This window comes from Acinetobacter sp. AND/436 (assembly GCF_049546925.1).
Lineage (GTDB): Bacteria > Pseudomonadota > Gammaproteobacteria > Pseudomonadales > Moraxellaceae > Acinetobacter > Acinetobacter indicus.
In genome coordinates this window covers 99,979-125,475 of the sequence record NZ_JBMXBO010000002.1, presented here as the reverse complement: position 1 = coordinate 125,475, position 25,497 = coordinate 99,979, and the positions used below count along the sequence as shown (strand labels likewise).

Here is a 25,497-nt window from a genome sequence, read left to right as displayed (position 1 = left end):
TCAGCCAGATTAAGCTATATTTTAACCATTGATTTATATTATCTTTTTATCTTATGTATCACATCAGTTGTTCTGATTAAGTAGCCAGCACAATAAAATGAATTATTATTCATTTTTTAACATAGCAGACCGAAACCTGGCTAATTTGATGTCATTTAGGATAGCAGTTTGTATCCCCTGCCAGACTTTGGTCTAAGATGACCATCGGTTCATTTCTGTTTTTGTAACAATTCTCTTTTTCACGCTCTTCATATAAAAAAGCATGTCGACCTAGGACATGCTTTTTCTAAATTTCACAGCTTAATTGACCATTAACCAGCTGGCTGCCAGCGCCAGTAAACCACCAGATGTACCATCAATCCACTTCTGTTTACGTTCATCCAGCTGGGTTTTCTGGGTGATTTTGGCAAAGATCAGACTTAATGCGCAGTACACAATAAAAATTAGCCCAATAAAAATGCAGGACAATAACAAGCCTTGAGTAACGGTATTTCCAGTTTTATCAATAAACTGCGGCAAAATCGCAAAGTAAATCAGCATGCCTTTCGGATTCAACAGTGCCGTAAAAAATCCTTTGCGCACCGGATGACTGCTGCTGCGACTTTCAATCGCCAGCTTTTTCTTGCTCAATACCGACTTGAATAAACCCACCGCCAAATACAGCAAATATGCGATACCTAACCAGCGAATCGCTTCAAATAATAGCGAAAAGGACACGATTATCGCGGCAATTCCCAACGCCACCAGAATCGAATGCACTAGATAACCACAACATACACCGACTGTGGCCATCATGCCTGCTTTTGCATCTTTACCCATCACTTGCGACAAAATGAATAACATATCCGGCCCCGGCGTAAAAATCAGCGGCAACACAGTCAATGCAAAAAGTACCCATACAGACATTTCCTTTTACCCGTCTTACTTGAGAAAGTGAAAATTAGTATCTGCGAAACGCTATAAAATAGGATTTCAAATATTCTATAATCTAAATAATTTTTCAAATTATCTTCTAATTTATGAAGCAATATCCAAAGTCTGTTCGAATAAAACTGGATCGCATCGACAAAAATATCATTCGAGCTTTACAGAACAATGGCCGCATTCAGAATAACGATTTGGCCCGTGAAATTGGCCTGTCGCCGTCCTCCTGCTTAAGACGGGTGAAAATTTTAGAAGAAGCCGGAGTAATCCAGAATTACACTACGGTGGTGGACCCGCATAAGATTGGGTTTCAACTGATTTTATTTTCCCGGATCTGGCTGGTCGGGCAGGATGCCGAAACTATTGATACCTTCATTGAGGCGATGAAAGAATTACCGCAGGTGATGGAGTGCTATATTATTTTGGGGGAATGCGATGCCATGCTGAAAGTGGTGATGCCCGATTTAGAAAGTTATCGTAAATTTCAGTCCACCCATTTAACCAAAAAAAATGGCATCACCAGTGTCAAAACCGATTTGCCAAGTCAAATTATTAAACAGAGTTTTCAGCTGCCGCTGGAAGATTTATAAGCCTAGTTGGCGATTTTGAAGATTGTTAAGTTGCAGCACGCAAGATAACCTTCTCTTGCTATGCTGCACGCAGTACTTATATTTAAGCCTGCTGACCATCCAAAAAGTCGCGGTGCACGTGGCTTAAATCAATCAGGTCATATTCAGCCAGATTAAACACTTTCCAGACCTGCATAAAATCTTCAGTTGCATCGACGGTTTGGGTCAATTGCTGGCTTTCCTGCCACTGACGATCGGAAATCCATAAATAGCCTTGACCTGTTTCCGTATGAACCGCCTGCACCTTACCTTGTGCGTTAATGCCTTGAATCACGGCCTGTTCAGGTAAAATGGCCTGCATAGCTGGCAGGTTAATTTCCACAAAGTGTTTCACCTGTCTTAAACCATAACCGGCAAAAATTTCTTTTTGCGCCGGACTCAGCTGTTCATATTTTTGTTGAATATCCGAAATCATATCTATGCCTTTACATTTTTCCCAAATCATCAATCAGGTTGGGTCCTTGGAATTTTTGTGCTCGTTCTGAATATTACTCGAGTCAAAAATTAACCCTCTTTATACGCCATCTCCACCTTTATTTTTATTCTACAATGGTGGCACATGCTCATGCCTGACACCTCTATTCTAGTCTTTCACCCGTGAATTGAAAGTCCTTTTCACTTGCCTCAATTCAGCCCTGCTCTTTGCGCTGCGCCCTTGGATGAGCCTGATCATAAACCTGCGCCAAATGATCAAAATCGACATGAGTATAAATTTGCGTGGTGGTCAAATTACTGTGCCCCAACATCTCCTGCACCGCACGCAAATCACGGCTATTGGATAACATGTGGCTGGCAAAACAATGTCGCAATAAGTGCGGATGCAAATCGACATTGACACCAGCACGCTGGGCCTGCAACTTGACCCGGTTTTCAATTTGCCGCGCACCGAGTGGCTGACCTTTTTCCGTAATAAACAGCTGCGCATCCGGGACAAAATCACCCTGCCACAGCGGATAAATCTGTAGCCAGCGCATCACACTGTCTTTGGCTTTAGAACCAAACGGTACCACCCGGGTTTTATTGCCCTTACCGGTAATCCGCAATAACTGCCGGTTAAAATCCAGATCTTTAATTCTTAAGCCCTGTACTTCCGCCAGGCGCAATCCACTGGAATACAGCAGCTCTAAAATCGCTTTATCACGGACCCAGAGCTGTTTTTGCCGCTCTGACTCCGGCTCTGGCTGATCTAAAATCTGCTGTACCGTTTCAATATCGACCATGCCCGGCAAAGGACGTGGCTGACGTTTTAACTGAAAATCATCAGCCGGATTAAACGCCAAATAACTCCCCTGTTCAGCCCATTTCATAAACTGGCGAATAGAAGACAACATGCGCTGCAAACTGCTGGAACTCAGCTGCTGCGCTTCGACCTTATACGCCAGAAACTCACGTAAGTCAGCGGTTTCCACATCGGCCAGCGGCATGTTTTTCTGCTGACAAAAATGAAGGAAATCACCAACATCACGTGCATAAGCATGCAAAGTATGTGCCGACTGATGCTGGATTTCGCGTTGTTTCAGCCACATCTCCAGTAACTGTTCAGCACTTAACTTCATCACACCATCCTATGTTCTGGTAAAAAATTGTCTTTTAAAAAGTAGCTTTGCAAAAATAGTCGTGTAAAAAACGGTTGATCTCCCCGGCGACACGTTCAGCCTGCGAGGATGCAAACCAGTGATCAGCATCGGGCATAATCACCAATCGGGCATTCGGCAACTGCCGGGCCAGAAACTCACCAACGGCAACCGGACTCAATTCATCCTGATCGGCCCAAAGCAATAACACCGGCAGATCAATACTGGCCAATTGTTCCGGATGATAATAGGTCTGATCTTCCACAAACCACTGCGGCAGCTTGGCCCATTGCAGGGGTTCAATCTCACGCCAGTCTTTGGCCTGAAACGGAGTTAAATCCAGTCCGCCCGAAGTAGCCATTAACACCAAGGCCCGAAGTCTATTCGGCTGCTGCAATGCAGCGGCTATGGCCAACACTCCGCCCATCGACTGGGCAATCAGAATGCTGTCCTCTTCAATCTGACTGATCACCCGCGTTTTCAGATCGGCCAGACTCTGAATGCTGGCATCGGCTTCTACCCCATCAAAACCGGGATAAGCAATCACGGTTTTCCGGGCCGATGCTGGCAACCGGGCCATTAACGGCTGCCAGAATTGCTGACTACCTGAGGCACCCGGCAGAAAAACAAGTTTATGCATCATCATGGCTCTGCAGGCAAAACTCAAATCATCCTAACATAAAAAAGCACCGTGAATAGAACGGTGCTTTTGTATAGGAGATAGTCAGATTAGCCCTGGAAATAACGTAAATCCAGACGGCCTTCATAGACATTGGCAGTTGGACCGGTCATCCAGACCACATCGCCTTCTTTCCATTCGATCTGTAACTTGCCACCCGCCAGCTCAATTTCAACTTTGCTGGCCAGTAAGCCACGGCGCATCCCGGAAACTGCTGCCGCACACGCGCCCGTACCGCAGGCCAGCGTTTCACCGACACCACGTTCAAACACACGTAAACGGGCATGCTGTTCATCCAGAATTTGCATAAAGCCGGCGTTCACGCGCTGCGGGAAACGCTCATGCGATTCAATTTGTGGACCTAAACGTGCGACATCAGCCGTCAAAATATCCTGCACAATGGTCACGGCATGCGGATTACCCATATTGACCACATCAATGCTCAGCTTCTCTTCATTGGCCAGCATCAGGTCATATAAGTTATCCGGTTCATCAGCAATAAACGGAATTTCTTGCGGCAGGAATTTCGGCTGCCCCATATTTACCCGCACCCAGCCATTTTGACCCAGTTCCGGCTCAACAATCCCGGCTTTGGTTTGCACCTTGATTTTGGTTTTGCTGGTCAGCTGGCGCTCATGCACAAAACGCGCAAAACAGCGTACGCCATTACCACACTGCTCGACTTCTGAGCCATCGGCATTAAAAATACGGTATTTAAAATCGGCATTCGGAACATCAGGTGGCTCAACCACCAGCAACTGGTCAAACCCGACACCAAAGTGACGGTCGGCCAGACGCTGAATGGTCAGACTATCGAAATAGGCGCGCTGGCTGATTAAATCAACCACCATAAAGTCATTGCCCAGACCATGCATCTTGGTAAATTCTAAAAACATCCTGATTTACTCCTTAAGGCAATAAACGCTCACGTTCCCAGAGTGATTCAATGGTTTCACGTTCACGAATCAGATGTGCCTGATCACCATCGACCATCACTTCTGCAGCACGGCCACGGCTGTTGTAGTTGGAGCTCATCACAAAACCATAAGCGCCGGCACCCAGCACTGCCAGTACATCGTTTTCCTGAATGGCAAGATCACGCTCTTTACCAAGGAAATCACCTGTTTCACAGATGGCACCGACTACATCCCACTGTTGGGTTTCGACATCGGTACGTGGCGTCACCGGCTGAATGTCCATCCACGCTTCATATAAAGCAGGACGAATCAGGTCATTCATTGCCGCATCAATAATTGCGAAATTACGGTGATTGGTCGGTTTGAGTAAATCGACTTTGGTCAGCAGCACACCGGCATTGGCGGAAATACTACGGCCCGGTTCCATATACACTTTCAGGCCCAGTTTTTCTAAAGCCGGGCGCAGTGCATTGGCATATTCTTCAACCGATGGCGGAGTTTCATCTTTATAGGTCACGCCCAAGCCACCACCAATATCAATGTGTTTGAGTGTGATGCCCATCTGTTTCAGCTGCTCGATCATCAGCATGACCCGATCCAGCGCATCAACAAAAGGCTGGGTTTCGGTCAGCTGTGAACCGATATGGCAGTCAATCCCGACAATGTCCAGATTAGGTAATGACGCTGCATATTGATAGGTATCAAATACACTATCTGATGGAATACCGAATTTGTTTTCTTTTAAACCGGTTGAAATATAAGGATGGGTTTTGGCATCGACATCCGGATTCACACGTAAAGAAATTGGCGCTTTAACCTTCAGTTCAGCCGCCACTTTCTGAATCCGATCCAGCTCTGCATAGGATTCAACGTTAAAGCAGGCAATGCCCACTTCCAGTGCTTTTTTAATGTCAGCTTCGGTTTTGCCTAAACCTGAGAATACAATTTTCGAAGCATCGCCACCGGCTTTCAACACGCGCGCCAGCTCGCCGCCGGTCACGATATCAAAACCCGCACCGAGCTTGGCCAATACATTCAGCACCGCAATATTGGAGTTTGACTTGACCGCAAAACAGATTTGATGGTCGATAAAGCCAAAAGCACGATCCATATCTAAATAATGCTTTTCAAAGGTTGCTTTTGAATAAACATAAAGTGGTGTGCCAAATTGCTGCGCCAGCTGTTGTAAAGAACATTGTTCGGCGTGCAAAACCCCATTGATGCGGGTGAAACTCATGAATGTATCCTTTCTATGAACGTTAAGGTGTCGTCGTGGAATTCGAAGCTACAGGTGCAGCAAACTGTTGCTGTACCGGTGCAGGTGTCGGCTCTTCAGGATGTTGCTCTGAATCGACATTGGGATATAACAGATATTTGGCACGTTTGTCGTAATTTGGATCACTCGGCAACTGTAAAGCTCCCGATTGACCACAACCGACCAGTACAAAACTGGCTGTCAATAAACTGATGCAGCAAATGACAGAACGCATCTGACCACCTATTTAAAATTTTCCATGAAGTATAACGCGATCACTGCTGTGACCAAAGTGTTAAACGCTAGAGATTAGCTTGTGCCATAAAAAAACGCCAGTTGGACACTGACGTTTTTTGTTGTGCAATGGCTTATTTCTGTTTTGGCTTATAGAAACCGAAATAGCCAATCAGCAGAATCACAAACCAGATCGGACTGATCATTAAGGCTTGCAAGGTATCTGGCTCCAGAGACAGCACATAGATCATACTAATAAAGAAGATGATCACCATCCAGCAGGTGAACAGGCCACCCGGCAATTTAAAAGTCGACTGGGCATGCAGTTCCGGACGGGTTTTGTAATAGACAATATAGCTCCAGATAATAATCAGCCAGACGCAAATAAACAGAATGGTCGAAAGCGTGGTCGCCAACGTAAAGGCTTTCACGGTATCGGGTACAAAGTATTGTAACGCTGCACCCAACAGCAGACACACCGCCGAGAAATACAGTGCATTGGCCGGGACTGCACGTTTATTTAAACGGCCAAAGGCTTTAGGACCCTGCTGCTCACGTGACAGGCCAAACAGCATCCGGCTGGTCGAGAATACACCACTGTTCATGGACGACATCACTGAAGACAGCACCACCAGGTTCATGATAATCGCCGCGGCCGCAATGCCCGCCTGACTGAACAGGTTTACAAACGGCGAGATATTCGGATCAATCTGGTTCCATGGCGTCACCGACATCACAATTAATAAGGCCAATACATAGAAAATAATGATACGTACCGGAATCGAGTTCACTGCTTTCGGCAGGTTTTTCTCTGGATCTTTGGTTTCAGCCGCTGTGGTACCGACCAGTTCTACCCCAACAAAGGCAAAAATCGCAATCTGGAAACCGGCCAAGAAGCCCATAGTACCTGTCGGGAACAGGCCGCCATGACTCCAGATATGTGTAAAGGATGCGACTGTGCCGGCATCTGAGGTAAAACCGGTAAAAATCATCCATAAACCGACTGCAATCAGCACAATAATGGCAATAATTTTAATCAGCGCAAACCAGAACTCCATTTCACCAAACAGCTTCACGGTCACCAGGTTTAAGCCCATAATGAAGACAATAGCTGCAATACTGATCATCACCCCTTCTTCAGGCGTAAACGGCATCCCGCCATTAAAGAATTGCAGGTAATAAATAATCGCCGACAGGTCTGCAATCCCGATGGTGATCCAGCACAGCCAGTAGGTCCAGCCGACGAAATAGCCGGCCCACGGGCCAATTAGGTCGGTACTGAAATCAATAAAGGATTTATATTGCAGATTGGACAGCAACAGTTCGCCCAGCGCCCGCATCACGCAGAACACCATAAAACCAATAATCATATAAATAATCAGGATCGATGGCCCGGCCAGGCTGATGGTTTTGCCTGAGCCCATGAACAATCCTGTTCCAATGGCGCCACCAATGGCAATCAGCTGTAAATGCCGGTTAGATAAGCTTCGCTGCAGATCGCCTTTTTCTTGTGACGAATTTGTATTTTGATACGACATTATTGAATTCGACTTCAGTGTTAACCACGACAAACTAACGTAAAAGAAATCAGAAAACAAAAAGAAATGCCGCTTCATCTATATTTTCTGCGGAATAATTAAATTTAATTTATTTTTCTTATAACAAAAAGTTATCAATTTATCCAAAGGGAGGATTGACAAGGTTTATATCAATTTTCTTGTCAAAACATAAATTCTGTGTAACAAATAAAAATGCAGCACGCAACTATATCTCTTGCTCAGGATGAGCATGGCATATCAATTGCTTATATAGAAAACAAAATATCTATTTTGAGACATAAGAAGAAACAATGATGCAAGATTTACAAACACTCATGGAAACCCTTAGTGGCTGGGTCTGGGGCCCATATATGCTGGTGCTGATTGTCGGTACCGGGATATTCCTGACCTTCCGCCTGCTGTTCTGGCAATTCCGGATGCTGCCGTTGGCCTTTAAACAGGTTTTTGGCAAACACCCGGACAAACATTCCGGCGATATTTCCCAATTCGCCTCCCTCATGACCGCACTTTCTGCCACCATTGGTACCGGTAATATTGCCGGTGTGGCCACAGCCTGCGTACTCGGTGGTCCGGGCGCCGTATTCTGGATGTGGATGACCGCCCTTTTCGGGATGGCGACCAAATATGGTGAAGGTGTTTTGGCAGTCAAATACCGGGTAAAAAACGAGAAAGGTGAAATGTCCGGTGGTCCAATGTATTACATTGAACGCGGCCTGAAATGGAAATGGCTGGCGCTGATTTTCGCCTTTTTCGGTGCAGTGGCCTCCTTCGGGATTGGCAGCTCGGTGCAGTCCAACACCGTAGCGCTGGCCGTTGAAAATGGCTTTGGCCTGGAAACCTGGATTACCGGCGTGATCATTACTGTATTTTCAGCCTTGGTGATTCTGGGCGGGATTAAGTCCATCGCCAAAGCCTCTTCGGTTATTGTGCCAATTATGGCCGTTGGTTATGTGGCCGGCGGTTTGGTCATTATCCTGAATAACCTTGAACTGGTGGTGCCAGCGCTCAAAATGATTGTCACCTATGCCTTTACCGGTGAAGCTGCCGCAGGTGGTGCGATTGGTGCCGCGATCCGTTATGGTGTTGCGCGCGGGGTCTTCTCCAATGAAGCCGGTATGGGTTCTGCCCCAATTGCCGCCGCTGCCGCCAAAACCGACCATCCGGCACGTCAGGGTCTGGTTTCAATGACTGGTACCTTTATTGACACCATTATTGTCTGTTCAATTACCGGTATTGTGCTGGTCATGGGCTTTATTATGGCCGGTCAGTCTTTTGGTGATCAGAACGGTGCGGTACTGACCATTAGCGTATTCGACAAACTGCTGCCGGGAATCGGGGGCTGGGTGGTGACTTTCGGAGTCATCTTCTTTGCCTATTCGACTATTTTAGGCTGGAGCTATTATGGTGAAAAATGTGCGACCTATCTGCTCGGTGAAAAATTTGTACTGCCGTATCGCCTAATTTACATTGCGTCGGTGTTTATTGGCTGTGTCGCAACCCTAGATCTGGTCTGGCTGTTTGCCGATACCTTTAACGGGTTAATGGCGGTACCGAACTTGATTGCCTTATTGCTGCTGTCGGGTGTTATTGCCAAAGAATCGAAAGATTTTATTGCACGACGCAAATCCGGCGAACTTTACTAAACCGTTTAGACAAAACTACAAGATTAACCACCTGCGGGTGGTTTTTCTTTGCCGCTGTATCAACAATTTGAAAATCGGCATTTCCTCTGTATGCTGTGGGGCAAGATTTAAAAAACACATTCCAGACGTTTATTTATGGCAAAAGCAAAAAGTGTCTATCGCTGTGAACAATGCGGCGCAGATCATCCTAAATGGGCTGGTCAATGTTCAGACTGTGGTGAATGGAACTGTTTAACCGAAGTCAGCATTGCCCCTGCGGTGACCCATCGTGCCCAGCCACGTATGGGCGGCGGCTATGCCGGTCAGGCTTCAACTGTGACCACTTTAAACCAGATTTCAGTCTCTACCGAAACCCGCCTTGCCACCGGTATTGGCGAATTTGACCGGGTACTTGGTGGTGGTCTGGTCACTGGTTCAGTGGTGCTGATTGGCGGTGATCCCGGAATTGGGAAATCGACCATTTTGCTGCAAACCGCGACCCATATGGCCGCCAGCAACAGCGCTGCCTTATATGTCACTGGTGAAGAATCCTTATCACAGGTGGCCTTACGCGCGCAGCGTCTGGATTTACCGACCGATCAGCTCAAGGTGATGGCTGAAACCTGTGTGGAACGGATTTGTGAGGTGCTGGCCCAGCAACGTCCCGCAGTGGCGATTCTGGACTCCATCCAGACCTTATATACTGAAACCTTGCAGTCTGCACCGGGCGGCGTATCGCAAATCCGTGAATCGGCGGCGCTCCTGACCCGTTTTGCCAAAAATAGTGGCACAGCCTTGTTTATTGTCGGTCATGTGACCAAAGAAGGTGCATTGGCCGGGCCACGTGTGCTGGAACATATGGTGGACTGTGTGCTGTATTTTGAAGGTCAGTCCGATTCCCGCTACCGGATGATTCGTGCGGTCAAAAACCGTTTTGGCGCGGTCAATGAACTGGGCGTGTTTGGCATGACCGATAAAGGCTTGCGTGAAGTGGCCAATCCGTCAGCGATTTTCCTGAGCCGTTATGATGAAGCCATTCCCGGCTCAATTGTGATGATTAGCCGCGAAGGTACACGACCGCTGTTGGTGGAAGTACAGGCACTGGTCGATGATGCACATGGTCAGCCGCGCCGGGTCGCACTTGGCTTAGAACAAAACCGGCTGAATATGCTACTGGCGGTGATGCATCGCCATGGCGGCGTGCAGACGTCCGGTCAGGATGTCTATGTCAATATTGTCGGCGGGCTGAAAATTACCGAAACCGGCTCCGATCTGGCGGTGCTGCTGGCCTGTGCTTCGAGTATTCGCGGCAAAGCCCTGCCCCAGCAACTGGCGGTGTTTGGTGAAGTCGGTTTATCCGGTGAAATCCGTCCGGTGCCGAATGGTCAGGAACGTCTAAAAGAAGCGATTAAACATGGCTTTAAATATATTATTTTGCCACGTGCCAATGCACCGCAAAAAGCGATTCCAGGGGTGCAGGTGATTGCGGTGGCCCGTTTGCATGAAGCCCTGAGCGAGGCCATGAGTTTAAGTGAAGAACTGCACTAGAGCCTTTGCCCTATTTTTTGAGCTTTTCATGTGAAAAAAGCTGAATTCTGTATTGAAATTCGGGACAAATGCCTGCATAAATACAGGGCGATAAATTTCTTTTTTTAAATAGGAAAAATTGATGGAAGTTCGACAGCGTGGTTTGATGGCTGGTATTTTAACAGCTGCCCTCTTGGTTGCCCCTTTAGCAGCCGAAGCAAAACGTGCCGGTGGTGGTAAAAGCCATGGCATGAGCCGTTCAGCAACACCAACTCAATCTTACCAACAGCCTCGTCAAGCTACTCCTGCACAACAGCCCGCTCCAGCTACTGCGCCTGCGCAGCAAAAATCTGGTCCGGGTGTCGGTGGTATGGTCGCTGCGGGTGTTGCAGGTGCTGCGATTGGTGCAGTGGCTGCCAATGCCTTAGCAGATGATCAGCCAGCCAGCCAGGCACAGGCTCAACAGGAGGAAGAAGGTGGAATCCCAGGCTGGATCTGGATTCTCCTCGCTGCAGCAGTCGCCTTCTTCATTTTCCGCAAGATGGGCGCAAAAAAAAAATTAGCAGCCAATAACCCGTATGCGCCAAATAACGGTGCCAATAACGCACCGTTTGGTCAATCTGCTGCTGCACCACGTGCCGGTGGCGATAACACCAATATCTTTGGCCAGAACGTCGGTGGTTCAGCCCCAACCAACAATGCGCCATTTGGTGCAGCACCAGTGAATAACGCTGCCTTTGGTACCGCGTACACCAACAGTGGTAACCAGTTACCAGATGGTACGGAGCCAGCAGCCTTTCTGCGTGTTGCACGTCAGCGTTTTAACCATATTCAGTCTATGAATACGGCTAGCAATATTGCTGAAATTCAGCGTTATTTAACCCCTGATCTGTACCAGTCGATGTATCAGGACATCATGGCCAATCAGGATCAGGATGTGGCTGAGTTTTCTAACCTGAATGCGATGGTGGTCGATTCTGCTACTGAAAATGGTCAGTATGTAGTGAGTGTGCGCTTTACCGGTACGGTGAGTGAAGATTTAAACAGCTTGCCACAGCCATTCACTGAAATCTGGCATTTTGTTAAGCCAGCAGGTTCTAGCCAGGACTGGTTGGTTGCGGGTATCCAGCAAGAACACTAATTAAACCTAAGATCAAAAACAGCGGCTTCGGCCGCTGTTTTTGTTTTTGCACCGCCTGCGGAATGTTATTCATTTAGTTGCTTTATTTTGTCCCCAACCGATTATCTCGAGGGATGGAAAGACCTAGAGATGTGATACAGCGATCATCTCTATAAGACGGTATGTCTGCTCTGCGCCATTCAGTACGTTCCTACGTATTTTCGCTTGATCTTACAATATCGCTCTTCACTAACAGACTGCTGATAAAATTCACCCATTAAAAAAAGCCCCGACCTGCGGAGCTTTTTCATGTTTAATTTACAGCGCGTACTGCGAGCTTATTCTGGTAATGGAATAAACTGTTTATCACTGTTTTGCACTTTACGCTCACCAACCACCACTTGCAGCTCTAAAGACTGTTCTTCACGTTCAATCAGGATATTCACCGGCTGGTTCGGTTGCTGCAGCGCCACATAATTAATCAGGTGTGATGTTGAGCTAATCTCTTCATCATTCACTTTCAGGATTTTATCGCCACGGCGAATACCGGCTTTGGCCGCAGGACCATTGGCCAAGACATCTGCCACCACCACGCCACTTTGTTTTGGCTCCAGAATATTCTGTTGCTGTACCGGCAATAAGCTAATACCTAACCAGCCACGTACCACGCGACCATCTTTTAAAATCGAGTTCAGTACCTGCTGACAGACCTGTGCCGGAATAGCAAAGCCAATGCCCAAAGAACCGCCCGATTGCGAGAAAATTGCGGTATTAACCCCAATTAAGTTCCCGGCCACATCAATTAGCGCACCGCCGGAATTCCCCGGGTTAATGGCAGCATCAGTCTGAATAAAGTCTTCATAGGTATTAATGCCTAAATCCGAACGACCGGTCGCGGAAATAATCCCCTGAGTGACGGTTTGGCCTACCCCAAACGGGTTACCAATCGCCAGCACCACATCACCGACTTCATTGCCACTGAGTTTAAATGGTAAAACCGGTAACTGATCCAGCTCAATTTTAATTACCGCCAAGTCGGTATCCGGATCGGTGCCGACCACTTTTGCCTCGGCACGACGGCCATCATGCAAGGCCACCACAATCTGATCGGCCTGGGCAATCACATGGTTATTCGTCAAAATGTAACCATCGGCACGTACAATCACCCCGGAACCGAGGCTGTTTTCATTAGGTCCCTGGCGATATTGTTCCGGTAACTGATCACCAAAAAATTCACGGAATGCCGGATCATTAAACAAAGGATGATTAGGCTGCTTGATTTTCTGGGTGGTAAAAATATTGACCACGGCCGGTGCTGCTACTTTTACGGCAGCACTATAAGACACCACCCCGCCAGTACGGGTGGTATCAATCAGCGGTTCTACTTTTTCAGCAGGCATTTTCACCCCATCCGGGGCAACGGGAGCTTTCGGTTTTTGAAACTGTTGCCAGCCCAAAAAGCCAATAATCACAATAATAAGTAACACCCAAGGTAACCATGTAAAGGTCCGGCGCACAGCTCTATCCTCTAAAATTTTTTAATTCATTGATGACTAAGTAATTTATGACCTATTGTAAAGCGAAATACATAAGGAAACATAAAAATCACTAAAGAGTTTTGTGCTGCTTTAGTTACAATTCAAAATATGTTTTGATGACAACAAAATTTAAGGCTTTTGAGAGATTTATGGCTAAGCTGCATGACCTGATCCGCTGGTGTGATCAAACCTTAAAATCAGCCGAGTTTAAAGACTATGCCCCAAACGGCTTGCAAATTGAAGGCAAACCGGAAGTCAAAAAAATTCTGTGTGCGGTAACTGCATCACAAGATGCAATTGAAGCCGCCATTGCCGAGCAAGCCGATGTGCTGCTGGTGCATCATGGCTATTTCTGGAAAGGTGAACCCTACCCGATTACCGGAATGCGCGGTAAACGCATTAAAAGCCTAATCCAGCATGATATTTCACTGGTAGGTTATCATTTACCGCTCGATTCACATCCTGAACTGGGCAATAATGCGGCCATTGCTGATATTTTGGGACTGGAGCAACTGGAAGCACTGGACCCGAGTGAACGTCATCCAATTGGCAATATTGGCTATTTAAAACAGGCCATGTCACCAGAAGCGTTTAAAGCCCTGTTAAGTGAAAAACTGGGGTTTGATACCATTCATTTACCGGCCAATCCAACCGAAATCCGCAAAGTCGGTTTCTGTACCGGCGGCGCGCAGGATTATATTCATAAAGCCGCAGCGCAAGACTGTGATGCCTATATTTCTGGCGAAGTGTCAGAACGTACCTTTTATGAAGCCAAAGAACTGGGCGTCCATTATTATGCCTGTGGCCATCACGCGACTGAACGCTACGGTGTACAGCGTTTGGGACAGGCGCTGGCACGCGAATTTAATCTCGAATATGTCTATTTCGAATTGAATAATCCGATTTAAAACTTGGGAGATGAATTGAGGCTGGCTTATACGTATAAATTAAGGATTTATTGTGTAATGTTATTTATAAGCAATGCGCAATTTTGTTGAATAATCTATTACAATAAGCCGACTTAAACTCAAAACCCAGCATAAGCAAGGAATTGAAAACATGACAACGATTACTTTACCAGCATTACCATATGGTTACGAAGATCTTGCGCCGCACATCAGCAAAGAGACTTTAGAATTTCACCATGACAAGCACCACAACACCTATGTTGTGAACCTGAACAACCTGATCGCAGGTACTGAGCTTGAAGGTAAAACTTTAGAAGAAATCATCAAGGCAAGTGCTGGCGATGCTTCTAAAGCAGGTATTTTCAACAATGCTGCACAAGTATGGAACCACACGTTCTACTGGAACTGTATGGCGAAAAACGGTGGCGGTAAACCTACTGGCGCAATTGCAGCAAAAATTGATGAAGCTTTCGGTTCATACGAAAAATTTGCTGAAGAATTTGCAACTGCTGCTGCAACTCAATTCGGTTCAGGTTGGGCATGGTTAGTAGCTGACGACGTAAACGGCAAATTGTCAATCATGAAAACTTCAAATGCAGATACGCCAATGGCGCACGGCAAAATTGCAGTATTAACGATTGACGTTTGGGAACACGCTTACTACATCGACTTCCGTAACGCACGTCCTAAGTACATCTCGACTTTCCTTGAAAGCCTGGTGAACTGGGATTATGCCAACGCGAAACTGGCTGGCCAACCAGCAGGCGTAGAAAAATAATTTTATTTTTCTGTGTAAAAAATCACCCTTTATGGGTGATTTTTTTATTTTTAGGAAATAACTGCATAAATCTAAGGCAAATGATTCATTTGTTTAAATAATCTGGTTGACGACCGGCGCATTCCTCCCTAAAATGCCCATCAGATTCTCCAATAGCTCAGTCGGTAGAGCGACGGACTGTTAATCCGCAGGTCCCTGGTTCGAGCCCAGGTTGGAGAGCCATCTAATCTCCCATAGCTCAGTCGGTAGAGCGACGGACTGTTAATCCGCAGGTCCCTGGTTCGAGCCCAGGTGGGAGAGCCAAGATTCTAAAAACCCACTCCAGTTGAGTGGGTTTTTTTATGGCGTTTAGATTGGGGGATTCAATGAGAATCATCATCCTAAAATAGCCCCTACCTGTACCACGGCACCCTGCCCGTCATAGACCAGTAAAAGCCACACACCAAGCTTTCTGCTTCCAAACGCCTTCATTCGTTTATTTTTAATTCAGTTAAACTGAAAAACTACATTTTTTCAGGCCGCGGACTTGACCACCTGCCCTTTGCCGCCTAGAATGCGTTTCAGATTCTCCCATAGCTCAGTCGGTAGAGCGACGGACTGTTAATCCGCAGGTCCCTGGTTCGAGCCCAGGTGGGAGAGCCAAGATTCTAAAAACCCACTCCATTTGAGTGGGTTTTTTCTTTATACAAGTATGTGTTGTGTTCAATAGCGCTCAGTCGACTTTCTTCTTTATTGGCTGCCTGGCCACACTGGTGCTGATGCTGCTGGTGGCGGCCTCCTATTTGCGCCCCAAACAGAAATATTTTCCGAAAAAAGTCATTACCCCGTTTGAAGCCAAGATGTTTGCCCGCTTAAAGCAGGCTTTTCCCGAACATCATATTCTGGCTCAAGTTGCTTTTAGTGCGTTAATTACCAATAGTAACTACAAGATCCGTTCCCGCTTTAATCGCAAGGTCACCGATTTTGTTTTGCTGGATCAGCAGATGAATGTGGTGATTATTATTGAACTGGATGATCCCACTCATATTGGCAAAGAAAGCGAAGATGCCGAGCGGGATGCCATGTTGCTTGAGGCGGGCTATCAGGTGATCCGATACACGGAGATTCCGAGTATCAGACAATTGCAGCAGGATATTCTTTAATTAAGGCGCTACAGCTTCAGAAGCTGCTGGGTTTGCATCGGCTTGTTGTTGAGCTTGTTGCTGCGCCTGCTGTTGTTCAGCCGCTTCACGCGCTTTAATCCGCGCAATCATCTCTGCCTGCTGCTGTTTATATTTTTCCTGATTTTTCGCATCGCTGTTGACAGCCAGAAACGCCATACTGACCAGAAAAACAGGAATCAGCAGACCTAAACTGGCCAACAGAATAATCTTTTTGGTATTGGGTGGCTGATTCGGTCGTTGCTGTTCAGGCGCGGTCATGAGAGAGTCCTCTGTCAGATGCATCAAAATGACGCTCAATATAACAAAATCATTTTCGAGGACAAAGCCTCTGTTGATGTTTGCTTGAACCTGAAGATACAACACAGCCGCCTGTACGGCTACAGACGGCTGCGTTACAGATCACGTCAGACTGCTCATCTCTCCGATTAGAGGTTCAGCTGAATCTCGCCAAAAACCTGAGTTAAACAGGCCAGATGATCAAAGCCCTGTTCTGGTGTATCCTGCATCCGCCAAGCCACATAGCCATCCGGACGTACCAGCACGGCACCGGCATCGGCAATTTCCGATTTTTGCTGCCAGGTGGCATAGACATCGCGATGTTCACGTGAACCAATCTGAATCACATCCAGATAGTCCAGCCTTAACCGGGCCGCTGCCGCTTTCCATGCTGCACCCGATAAACCGGTCAGTAGCGTAAAGCGCCCTTTACCGACAATATCCAGGGTGGAATGTTTATAGCCCTGCGCATCAATCAGCCAGGTATGCGGTAGTTTGGCACCCGGGCGTGTGGTGGCTTGCAAATACAGCTGTGGGTCCTGTACAAAGATTTCTTCATCTGTTTCTGCCAGCACGGCATTGGACAGATAACGCTGGTTCAGCTCCACCCCTTGAGCATTAAACTCATAATGTTTAATCGCCAGCGCCTGATACAACTTTTCCCGAATCTCGGCCGCTTCCGGTGTTTCCGCAAAAATCCGCTGCAACATCTCGGCTTGGGTCTGCACACCCTGATCAAAGCCAAATACTGCTTTTAAATGCTTATAGTCAAAACGGGACTGGTTGGCACGTGCCACAATCTGTTTGCCCACCGGCGCCCGTTCATCGCTATAAGAGTCCAGTAGCGCTGGCTTGGCCCAGCCTTTAAGCACATAAGCCAGCTTCCAGCCCAGGTTAAACGCATCCTGCATACAGGTGTTGGAACCTAAACCACTCGATGGCGGATGACGATGTACCGCATCGCCACCACAGAACACACGCCCCACCGAATACTGGGTGGCCCAGGTCTGATTGACATACCAGTAAGATACTTTTTCAATTTCGACCTGCTGCACCTCTTCACCCACAAAGGTGTTCAGTCGCGCCCGAACCTGGGCTTCGGTGACTTGCGGTTCGCCTTTGCTGATATCAAAGCCCCAGCCCATAATCCATTCATTCCAGGGCTGAATGGCACGTAGCAATCCCATGCCCAAGTCACCAAAACTGGCTTCCGGATTCACAATCCATTGTAAAATGGCCGGACGATGCGCCACGTATTTGGACAGGTCGGCTTTAAAAGTGACGTACACGGTTCCGGCACGCGCCATCACTCCTTCTAAGGGCAGCTTCAACTCTTCGACAATTTTCGAACGCGCCCCATCCATACCAATTAAATATTTGGCTCGCAGGCTAAATTCAGTTTGGGTCACCCGATTCAGGAAGGTCGCGGTTACGCCGTGCTCATCCTGAGTATGTGATAAATATTCGGTATTGAAGTTATAAATCGCACCGCGTTCGGCCGCATTCTTGACCAGCAGTGCTTCCATTTTCGGCTGGATCAGATCGACAAAGGGACATGGACTGCCTTTGATGTAATCGCCATGACGTTCATCGCCCGTGCCCCAGCAGCTCATCCGGGCAATTTCTTCCCCGACCAGACTGGTGGTGAGTAAACTTTCGCCCATCTGCTGCCACGGCGTGGCAATGGCTTTGACCTGCTCTTCAATGCCCAAGTCACGCAGAACTTCCATCGCACGCTGATTGGTAATATGCGCACGCGGACTGTTGGCCAGCCAGTTAAACTGGGTAAACAGCTGTACCCTGATGCCATAACTGGCCAAGGCCAGCCCTAAAGTAGAACCCGCCGGCCCCGTACCAATCACCAGCACATCAGTATCATAGTGTGTAGACATTCCGGACTCCTTTCACCGCTGTATCTGTTGCAGAATATTTGTATGCAGTGTAATCCGCTCCATCCAGCCCGCCTATTTCTATGCGTATAAACGATAGTGCTATTGGTTTTAGCTCTAGTCAGCTGCTGGATAAAACACATCGACTCATGTGAAATGCAGTTCAGACTGTGTTGGGTTACACTAGGGCGATGATCTGCACGGTGGATGAAAGTCATGGAATTACGGCATTTACGCTATTTTGCAGCGGTGGCAGAAGAACAGAGTTTTACCAAAGCAGCCGATAAACTCTTTACCGCCCAGCCCTCTTTAAGCCAGCAGATTAAGGATTTAGAAGAAGAAGTCGGGGTTCGTTTGCTGGATCGCTCCGCGCGGCAGATTCAACTGACCGATGAAGGCCGGGCCTTTTTACCTTATGCCTTGCAAGCGATTGAAAACGCCAAACTTGCAATTGCCGCAGCGCGTCAGGTGGCGCATCAGAAAAACAACCAGATTCATATTGGCTTATTGAACGTGGCCGAGCTGAAAGTGCTGCCGCTGATGCTAGAACGCTTAAAACAGGCCATTCCCAATCTGCAGATTCATATCCAGAGCCTGACCTGTCTGGAGCAGATTCAGCGCCTGAAAAATGCTGAGCTGGATTTAAGCCTGACCCGCTATGCCATTCAGCAGGATGATTTTGTCGATCTTCCCATTTTGTCAGAGAAAATCTATCTGGTGTCAGGGCAAAAATCTGCACCGACCAAGTCGCGGATGAGTGCTGAAGCCTTGCTGCAACAGCGGCTGATTATGTGCGAGCAAACCGCTTCTCCGGTGTTTTATGAACAGGTCACCCGGCAGGTGCCGATTGAACAGATGCCGGCCGAGCAGTTACTCTGGGTCACCAATGTATTGCAGCATATTAATCTGATTAATCTGGGGATGGGCTACAGTTTTGTGCCGGAATATCTGCTGCGCTTTCTGAATGAGCATGTGGCGATCATTGAAACCGATTTTGAAGTTCAGCCGCTCCATCTATATGCCAATTACCGTAAAAATAACCATAATCTGGCACTGCAGCTCATTACTCAGGAACTGGCCAAACTCGAAATCTCGGTCACTGAGAGCTGATCAGCCCCGATCTTCCGGACTGATCAGCGAGTTTTAGGAGGACATTATTGCGCAGGCATGTGGGTTTGAATAAAGCGCACCAGCTCGGCATTTCTCTGCACAATGGCCTGGGTATGCGAGGCACCCGGGACCAATTCATATTCAACCGTCGTCCCCATCTCTCTTAAGTTATCTACCAGTGCCGTGGTGACAGCTGCCGGCACAGCAGTATCTGCTTCACCCTGAATCACCATAATCGGTGTATCCAGCTTTTTGGTGGCCGGCTGGTTAATGGCCAGGAAGCGCTTAATGGTTGCATTGTCCTGGAAATTTGCCGTCAGCCCCGGATAATCAGCCACAGCAAGACCACTATTTTCAGTAAAGGCATCTATATCTTCTCTAAAGGACTGCATCAGCTCGTCCAGACATTGGCCATTTTCACCATTGTTGCCTTCGGCTTCTGGCACAATATCCTGCGATTCCGGCTGGAAGATGCTGAGGTAATTAAAGTCCGGTTCATAGGCTTTAATGCCGACCGCGACATAGGCAGCATAGGCCATCAGTTCTGCATAGACATTACGGGCCGTTCCAACCGGATACAGACCAACACTCTCTGCCAGCTCCAGATCATGAATGGCCGCCGGCGCGACTTCCGCAATGATATAACCCAGACTCGAAGCCGGTGCTGCTGCCACTGCACCTTTATAATTGGCATCCTGATTGGCAAATTCCGCAGTACCTAAAGAGGCATGACCACCCTGTGACTGCCCCACCGACATCCAGGCACCATGCATGTGTGCACCCAGATCTTCTTTTAAGGCGCGTACTGAATAAATAGCAGACTGGGCCGCACTTTCTAAATGTAAATACGGATGAATGCCCGGCGTGCCCAGCCCTTCATAATCTGGCGCGACAATCACATAGCCTGCGGCCAGTAAACTTTCCGCCATGGCCTTAAAACGCGGATTTAAACTGTTGCGACTCGGTGCACAATGATCAGCAATGCCCACTGTTCCATGTTCCCAGACCACCACACGCCAGCCATCTACCGGACGAGGTGCGGACGGATAAAATACCATGGCGGTAGCTTCTGTTTTCTGGTCACGTACATTTGGCATTTTATAGGTCATGACCCGGATGATCACACCTTCAATACCATCTTGGGTATAGGCAGCATCAGATACAAAAGTTTTGTCACGGATAAAGTTAAAGTCATTATCATCGCCACCACATGCTGTAAATAACAGCGCCGAGGAGCAGGTTACCGCCAATAACAGTTTTTTAAATGTCGTTGTCTCTTGAATTCCTCTTTATCTTCTTGTTGTTAAGTACTCAGCCTGAGTTCTTTGAATTAAGCATAAAAAAAGCATCCTGCTCGGATGCTTTGTTGGCTTTTTGCAAGATCAGACCAAATGCATAAACCTAGAGAAGTGCAAGAAAAATTCCGGCAAAAATCATCAGCCCAACCCAACGGTTATGCCGAAAAGCCCAGAAACATTGCTGCGGATTGCGGTCTTTGGTTTTGTGCCATTGATAGATAAAATCCAGTGCCACCGCAGCCAGTGCCACCAGACCAAATGGCATGAACAGATTTTCGATCCACAACGCCGCGCCAATCAGGAGCAGACTGATCAGCTGCAAGGCAGAAATAATCTCAATATCATAACGGCCAAATAAAATGGCGGTCGATTTCACCCCAATTTTGAGATCATATTCGCGGTCAGTAATCGCATATTGAGTGTCATAGGCCACAGTCCAGGCCAGGTTGCCAAAGTACAATAACCAGCAGGTTAAATCCGGGGTTGCACCCACCGCGGTATAGGCCATAGGAATAGACCATGAAAATGCGGCGCCCAGAAATACCTGCGGTAAATGAGTATAGCGTTTCATAAACGGGTAGATAAAAGCCAGAAATAACGCCCCAAACGACCAGTAAAAGGTTTCAAGCGGCAAGAACAACAACAGGCAGGCACTGGCAGCAACCAGCACCAGAAACACCATCACCGCTTCTTTGGCGCTAATGATGCCGGTGGCCAAAGGACGGGTTTTGGTGCGCTCAACATGGGCATCGACTTTACGGTCGGCAAAGTCATTAATGGCACAGCCTGCCGCACGCATAAAGATCACACCCAGAATCATTGGAATCAGCACACCTATGGTCGGTGTTCCCTGAGCAGCAATCCATAAGGCCCACATGGTTGGCCAGAACACCAGTTCGGTGCCAATCGGCTTATCAAAACGGCATAAATAGTAATAGGCTTCCAAGCGCTCACGCCAGGTAATTGAATGTGCAGTTGCCATGACTGTCCTTAACCACGTTGCTGTTGAAAAGAAGAATGTAGAAATTGCTCAAAGCTGGGCAAGAAACTTTCTTGCACAATAAATTTACAACCATGCCAAGTATAGCAGCTCTGTCTGGTCCAGCCTTCGGGCAATAAAATCACCCGGCGCTCACAGGCCGGATTGGTACGTTGAAACAAAAACCGGCCAATCGGCTTTTTACCAATATGCTTGAACAGGCGTGCTTTTTTTTGCAGGCTTAAAATCGGAAAAATACTTTTGGCTTGAACCCAGGGCTGCTCTTCACAGCCATATAAATAGCTTTCCCGCACCCAGGAGGTATGCTGATGCGGCATGCCCAGCCATTTGGCATCTTCAAAGCTCAGGCGCTGGAAACTTTCGCGCAGTGGCTGTACCTGAAACTGGCCACCGGCCAGATCGGTTAATTGTTGTGTCAGAGAGCCCGGTGCATACAGCCATGTCTTCAATCCTGCAGGAATGGTCTGATCCTGAAATTGACAGGTCTGCTGGCCGCGCATCACTTATTCCCCTTTTATCGCTTGGCCTAGTGTAACTGAAATCTGTTACTAAACCATGGGCTTTTCAGCCAAAAAGCGCAAATGTCATATTCACTATCAATCTACCTCACCTAAATGAATATGAAGGCCATAAAAAAATCCGCGACAAGCGCGGATTTTCTGAGCATGAATCTGAGGTCAAATTACAGGCTGTAGTACATGTCTAATTCAACTGGGTGAGTAGTCGTGTTCAGACGACGAACTTCTTCAGTTTTCAGCTCGATATAAGCATCGAGCATTTCTTTTGTAAACACGCTACCTTTTAACAGGTAGTCATGGTCAGCGGCCAGTGCTTCCAGCGCCATTTCAAGGCTGTGAGCAACGGTTGGAATTTTTGCTTCTTCTTCCGGTGGAAGGTCGTACAGGTTCTTGTCCGCAGCTTCACCTGGGTGAATCTTGTTCTGGATACCGTCAATACCCGCCATTAACAGTGCCGCGAAACCTAAGTACGGGTTCATCATTGGATCTGGGAAACGTGCTTCAATACGTTTGCCTTTCGGGCTAGACACGTAAGGAATACGGATAGAAGCAGAACGGTTACGCGCTGAGTAAGCCAGCATAATCGGTGCTTCGAAGTGCGGAACCAGACGCTTGTACGAGTTAGTCGAAGGGTTAGTAATCGCATTCAATGAACGGGCATGCTTGATGATACCGCCAATGAAGTACAGTGCCATTTCAGACAGACCAGCGTATTCATCACCCGCGAACAGGTTTTTGCCGTCTTTAGAAATCGACATATGCACGTGCATACCTGAACCGTTATCGCCTACCATTGGTTTAGGCATAAACGTCGCAGTTTTCGCGTATTGGTGCGCTACGTTCCACACCGCATATTTGAACTGTTGCACTTCGTCAGCTTTACGCACCATGGTGTTGAAGCTCACACCAATCTCTAACTGGCAAGATGCAACTTCGTGGTGATGTACTTCTACACGACCTGGGCCCATGATCTCTTCGATTTTTGCACACATATCTGCACGCATATCGTGGTGAGAATCAACTGGAGGAACCGGGAAGTAACCGCCTTTAACGCGTGGACGGTGGCCAGAGTTACCAGACTCGTAGTCTTTACCTGTAGACCAAGCCGCTTCTTCAGCAATTAAAGTGTGGCGTGCGCCAGACATATCGATGTCCCATTTCACTTCGTCAAATACGAAGAATTCTGGTTCTGGGCCAAAGAATGCAGTATCACCAATACCGGTAGACTTTAAGTAATCTTCTGCACGGCGAGCAATCGAGCGTGGGTCACGTTCATAACCCTGACCTGTAGATGGTTCGATGACATCACAAGTCACGACAACTGTTGGTTCCGCAAAGAATGGGTCGATGAAACCAGTTTCAGCGTCTGGACGTAAAATCATGTCAGATGCTTCAATGCCTTTCCAACCAGCAATTGAAGAACCATCAAACATTTTACCGTCTTCGAAGGTATCTTCATCGATACTGTCTGCAGGGTAAGTTACGTGCTGCTCTTTACCCTTAGTATCAGTAAAGCGGAAATCGACCCATTTTGCACCACTTTCTTGTATGAGTTGAAGGACCTTGTTCGCCATGCTCATTTTGCTCCAATGATATTTTGTTGCACACCCAAGTGCGTGTTAGTAGTTGGCAGTTATTAAGCAATTACCGTACCAACTTTTAAAAGCAAAGTTAAAATATTGAATTTCTTATGAGAAATTAAGATTTAGGGATTTTGCTTTGTGCCTATTATACTAGGGCTATACTGAAATGCACCATATTCAAGCACTCTTTGCGATTTTTCCTGCAAAAGATTTCTCGTGTGTATCAAAATAGTGCAAATAATCAGGTTTCATTTTAACACAGCTTAATAATACTGCTGTTTATTTCGCCAATTTCGCGCTTCATGCAATTTTTCTAATGAATTTCAGACTGGATTAATTGAGTGATTTATAGATAAAAACTCTTTTTTCCAGTAAAAATCAGATTTTCATTTATTTCTGCTTATTTTTTCTTCAAGTGCTTTTCTGTGCGCTTTTCGCAAGTCGTGCTCAGCTAAATTTTTATGCCCATTTTAAAATGCGCCATTTTGGTGAATCTGCGTCATTATGCATCATTTTAGGGGTTTGGCAGCAAGAGGGGTCAACATCACAGCGGACACGTAAAAGCCACAAGCTGAATGCAGCTCAGCCATAAACTTAAAAGATTTCATCTGTATAAAAGCTATTCTGCTTGAAAATGTTCAGCCGCACATGTTTATTTTTTGCTATGATGATTTGCACTGCGTTTTCCCCGCATTTTTTCGCTCGAAAAATAGCCGTGTTGTGACCTCCCTCCACTTTGGAAAACCAGGCATTTCAGGGAATTCTTCAAGCACAGTCAGGTGCATAAATTTTGACAGGTTAAGCTCATGCTTTTGATGATCGATAATTACGACAGCTTTACTTACAACATCGTCCAGTATTTTGGCGAGTTAAATCAAGAAGTTAAAGTCGTTCGCAATGACAGCGTCACATTAGAAGATATTGAGCGATGGCAACCGAAGTATTTGGTGATTGGTCCCGGTCCGTGCTCACCATCTGAAGCAGGCATTTCCATTCCAGCGATTCAGCATTTTGCCGGCAAAATCCCGTTATTGGGCGTATGTCTGGGCCATCAGAGTATTGGTCAGGCCTTTGGCGGCAACATTGTACGGGCCAAAAAAGTGATGCACGGCCGTTTATCGGATATGTATCACAGCGATCAGGGTATTTTCAGCAATTTGCCCTGCCCGTTTTCTGCGACCCGTTACCACTCGCTGGTGATTGATCAGGCGACCTTACCAGAATGTCTGGAAGTCACCTGCTGGACCAATGAAGCCGATGGTTCCATGGAAGAAATTATGGGCGTGAAACATAAGACATTGCCGGTTGAAGGCGTGCAGTTCCACCCGGAATCCATTTTGAGCCAGCATGGCCACAAAATCTTCCAGAACTTTTTAGAAATTTATGCCTAATTTGA

Annotated in this window: 24 protein-coding genes and 3 tRNA genes; 12 read left to right on the top strand and 15 right to left on the bottom strand. The window is 47.1% G+C overall.

Annotated features, from left to right (window positions below; genetic code table 11):
- Nucleotides 1–300: 300 nt before the first annotated feature.
- Nucleotides 301–906 (bottom strand): LysE family translocator, encoded by a 606-nt coding sequence (locus tag ACPEPR_RS02375; RefSeq protein ID WP_423561872.1) that lies wholly within the window; start codon nt 904–906, stop codon nt 301–303.
- Between the two features lie 113 nt (nt 907–1,019).
- Here ACPEPR_RS02375 and ACPEPR_RS02370 point away from each other — a divergent pair, with 113 nt between their 5' ends.
- The gene (locus tag ACPEPR_RS02370; RefSeq protein WP_423561871.1) at nt 1,020–1,514 is read left to right on the top strand and encodes an Lrp/AsnC family transcriptional regulator; all 495 of its coding nucleotides are present in this window, start codon (nt 1,020–1,022) and stop codon (nt 1,512–1,514) included.
- Between the two features lie 82 nt (nt 1,515–1,596).
- Here the strand turns inward: ACPEPR_RS02370 and ACPEPR_RS02365 are convergent, their stop codons facing one another.
- From ACPEPR_RS02365 to ACPEPR_RS02335, 7 genes are all read right to left on the bottom strand, one after another.
- Nucleotides 1,597–1,968, bottom strand: coding sequence for a hypothetical protein (locus ACPEPR_RS02365; RefSeq protein WP_034597425.1), 372 nt, complete (start codon nt 1,966–1,968; stop codon nt 1,597–1,599).
- 214 nt (nt 1,969–2,182) lie between these two features.
- The gene (locus tag ACPEPR_RS02360; RefSeq protein WP_075167151.1) at nt 2,183–3,109 is read right to left on the bottom strand and encodes a tyrosine recombinase XerC; all 927 of its coding nucleotides are present in this window, start codon (nt 3,107–3,109) and stop codon (nt 2,183–2,185) included.
- A gap of 34 nt (nt 3,110–3,143) precedes the next feature.
- Complete coding sequence (locus ACPEPR_RS02355) at nt 3,144–3,767, bottom strand: alpha/beta fold hydrolase (protein ID WP_164844958.1); 624 nt, start codon at nt 3,765–3,767, stop codon at nt 3,144–3,146.
- 89 nt (nt 3,768–3,856) lie between these two features.
- Nucleotides 3,857–4,702 carry a diaminopimelate epimerase gene (dapF, locus tag ACPEPR_RS02350; protein ID WP_016659990.1) on the bottom strand — a complete coding sequence of 282 codons (846 nt, stop codon included), beginning with the start codon at nt 4,700–4,702 and terminating at the stop codon, nt 3,857–3,859.
- A gap of 13 nt (nt 4,703–4,715) precedes the next feature.
- Nucleotides 4,716–5,960: a diaminopimelate decarboxylase gene (gene lysA, locus ACPEPR_RS02345; protein ID WP_016659989.1), complete on the bottom strand. Its 1,245-nt coding sequence runs from the start codon at nt 5,958–5,960 to the stop codon at nt 4,716–4,718.
- Nucleotides 5,961–5,982: 22 nt separating this feature from the next.
- Nucleotides 5,983–6,213: an LPS translocon maturation chaperone LptM gene (gene lptM / locus ACPEPR_RS02340; RefSeq protein WP_016659988.1), complete on the bottom strand. Its 231-nt coding sequence runs from the start codon at nt 6,211–6,213 to the stop codon at nt 5,983–5,985.
- A gap of 133 nt (nt 6,214–6,346) precedes the next feature.
- Nucleotides 6,347–7,750: an amino acid permease gene (locus tag ACPEPR_RS02335; RefSeq protein ID WP_075174816.1), complete on the bottom strand. Its 1,404-nt coding sequence runs from the start codon at nt 7,748–7,750 to the stop codon at nt 6,347–6,349.
- A gap of 314 nt (nt 7,751–8,064) precedes the next feature.
- Here ACPEPR_RS02335 and ACPEPR_RS02330 point away from each other — a divergent pair, with 314 nt between their 5' ends.
- From ACPEPR_RS02330 to ACPEPR_RS02320, 3 genes are all read left to right on the top strand, one after another.
- Complete coding sequence (locus ACPEPR_RS02330) at nt 8,065–9,414, top strand: alanine/glycine:cation symporter family protein (protein WP_045795220.1); 1,350 nt, start codon at nt 8,065–8,067, stop codon at nt 9,412–9,414.
- A 135-nt stretch (nt 9,415–9,549) separates the two neighbouring features.
- On the top strand, nt 9,550–10,941 hold the full coding sequence (gene radA, locus ACPEPR_RS02325; RefSeq protein WP_016659986.1) for a DNA repair protein RadA: 1,392 nt from the start codon (nt 9,550–9,552) through the stop codon (nt 10,939–10,941).
- A 121-nt stretch (nt 10,942–11,062) separates the two neighbouring features.
- On the top strand, nt 11,063–12,061 hold the full coding sequence (locus ACPEPR_RS02320) for a Tim44 domain-containing protein (protein ID WP_005176505.1): 999 nt from the start codon (nt 11,063–11,065) through the stop codon (nt 12,059–12,061).
- Nucleotides 12,062–12,378: 317 nt separating this feature from the next.
- On the opposite strand, the gene ACPEPR_RS02315 is transcribed toward ACPEPR_RS02320, so the two are convergent.
- Nucleotides 12,379–13,557 (bottom strand): trypsin-like peptidase domain-containing protein, encoded by a 1,179-nt coding sequence (locus ACPEPR_RS02315; RefSeq protein ID WP_005176504.1) that lies wholly within the window; start codon nt 13,555–13,557, stop codon nt 12,379–12,381.
- Between the two features lie 170 nt (nt 13,558–13,727).
- On the opposite strand from ACPEPR_RS02315, the gene ACPEPR_RS02310 reads away from it, so the two are divergent.
- From ACPEPR_RS02310 to ACPEPR_RS02285, 6 genes are all read left to right on the top strand, one after another.
- Nucleotides 13,728–14,486: a Nif3-like dinuclear metal center hexameric protein gene (locus ACPEPR_RS02310; protein WP_005176501.1), complete on the top strand. Its 759-nt coding sequence runs from the start codon at nt 13,728–13,730 to the stop codon at nt 14,484–14,486.
- A gap of 151 nt (nt 14,487–14,637) precedes the next feature.
- Nucleotides 14,638–15,264: a superoxide dismutase gene (locus ACPEPR_RS02305; RefSeq protein WP_005176500.1), complete on the top strand. Its 627-nt coding sequence runs from the start codon at nt 14,638–14,640 to the stop codon at nt 15,262–15,264.
- Between the two features lie 146 nt (nt 15,265–15,410).
- Nucleotides 15,411–15,486, top strand: a tRNA-Asn gene (locus ACPEPR_RS02300).
- Nucleotides 15,487–15,491: 5 nt separating this feature from the next.
- Nucleotides 15,492–15,567: transfer RNA gene (locus ACPEPR_RS02295), tRNA-Asn, on the top strand.
- A 263-nt stretch (nt 15,568–15,830) separates the two neighbouring features.
- Nucleotides 15,831–15,906, top strand: a tRNA-Asn gene (locus ACPEPR_RS02290).
- 56 nt (nt 15,907–15,962) lie between these two features.
- On the top strand, nt 15,963–16,406 hold the full coding sequence (locus ACPEPR_RS02285; RefSeq protein ID WP_005176498.1) for a DUF2726 domain-containing protein: 444 nt from the start codon (nt 15,963–15,965) through the stop codon (nt 16,404–16,406).
- Here ACPEPR_RS02285 and ACPEPR_RS02280 read toward each other — a convergent pair whose 3' ends face one another.
- Together ACPEPR_RS02280 and ACPEPR_RS02275 are read right to left on the bottom strand one after the other, a co-directional pair.
- Nucleotides 16,407–16,685, bottom strand: coding sequence for a hypothetical protein (locus ACPEPR_RS02280; protein WP_045795172.1), 279 nt, complete (start codon nt 16,683–16,685; stop codon nt 16,407–16,409).
- A gap of 167 nt (nt 16,686–16,852) precedes the next feature.
- The gene (locus tag ACPEPR_RS02275) at nt 16,853–18,595 is read right to left on the bottom strand and encodes an FAD-dependent monooxygenase (RefSeq protein ID WP_286422075.1); all 1,743 of its coding nucleotides are present in this window, start codon (nt 18,593–18,595) and stop codon (nt 16,853–16,855) included.
- A gap of 213 nt (nt 18,596–18,808) precedes the next feature.
- On the opposite strand from ACPEPR_RS02275, the gene ACPEPR_RS02270 reads away from it, so the two are divergent.
- Nucleotides 18,809–19,702: a LysR family transcriptional regulator gene (locus ACPEPR_RS02270; RefSeq protein ID WP_016659982.1), complete on the top strand. Its 894-nt coding sequence runs from the start codon at nt 18,809–18,811 to the stop codon at nt 19,700–19,702.
- 44 nt (nt 19,703–19,746) lie between these two features.
- Here ACPEPR_RS02270 and ACPEPR_RS02265 read toward each other — a convergent pair whose 3' ends face one another.
- The 4 genes from ACPEPR_RS02265 to glnA all read right to left on the bottom strand — a co-directional run bounded on the left by ACPEPR_RS02265 (nt 19,747) and on the right by glnA (nt 24,098).
- On the bottom strand, nt 19,747–20,952 hold the full coding sequence (locus ACPEPR_RS02265; protein WP_423561870.1) for an alpha/beta hydrolase family protein: 1,206 nt from the start codon (nt 20,950–20,952) through the stop codon (nt 19,747–19,749).
- A gap of 151 nt (nt 20,953–21,103) precedes the next feature.
- Nucleotides 21,104–21,982: a 4-hydroxybenzoate octaprenyltransferase gene (ubiA, locus tag ACPEPR_RS02260; protein ID WP_104488826.1), complete on the bottom strand. Its 879-nt coding sequence runs from the start codon at nt 21,980–21,982 to the stop codon at nt 21,104–21,106.
- Nucleotides 21,983–21,990: 8 nt separating this feature from the next.
- Nucleotides 21,991–22,500, bottom strand: coding sequence for a chorismate--pyruvate lyase family protein (locus tag ACPEPR_RS02255; protein ID WP_016659978.1), 510 nt, complete (start codon nt 22,498–22,500; stop codon nt 21,991–21,993).
- A gap of 182 nt (nt 22,501–22,682) precedes the next feature.
- Complete coding sequence (gene glnA, locus ACPEPR_RS02250; protein WP_171301053.1) at nt 22,683–24,098, bottom strand: type I glutamate--ammonia ligase; 1,416 nt, start codon at nt 24,096–24,098, stop codon at nt 22,683–22,685.
- 809 nt (nt 24,099–24,907) lie between these two features.
- Here glnA and ACPEPR_RS02245 point away from each other — a divergent pair.
- Nucleotides 24,908–25,492: an anthranilate synthase component II gene (locus ACPEPR_RS02245; RefSeq protein WP_005176479.1), complete on the top strand. Its 585-nt coding sequence runs from the start codon at nt 24,908–24,910 to the stop codon at nt 25,490–25,492.
- Nucleotides 25,493–25,497 lie beyond the last annotated feature (5 nt).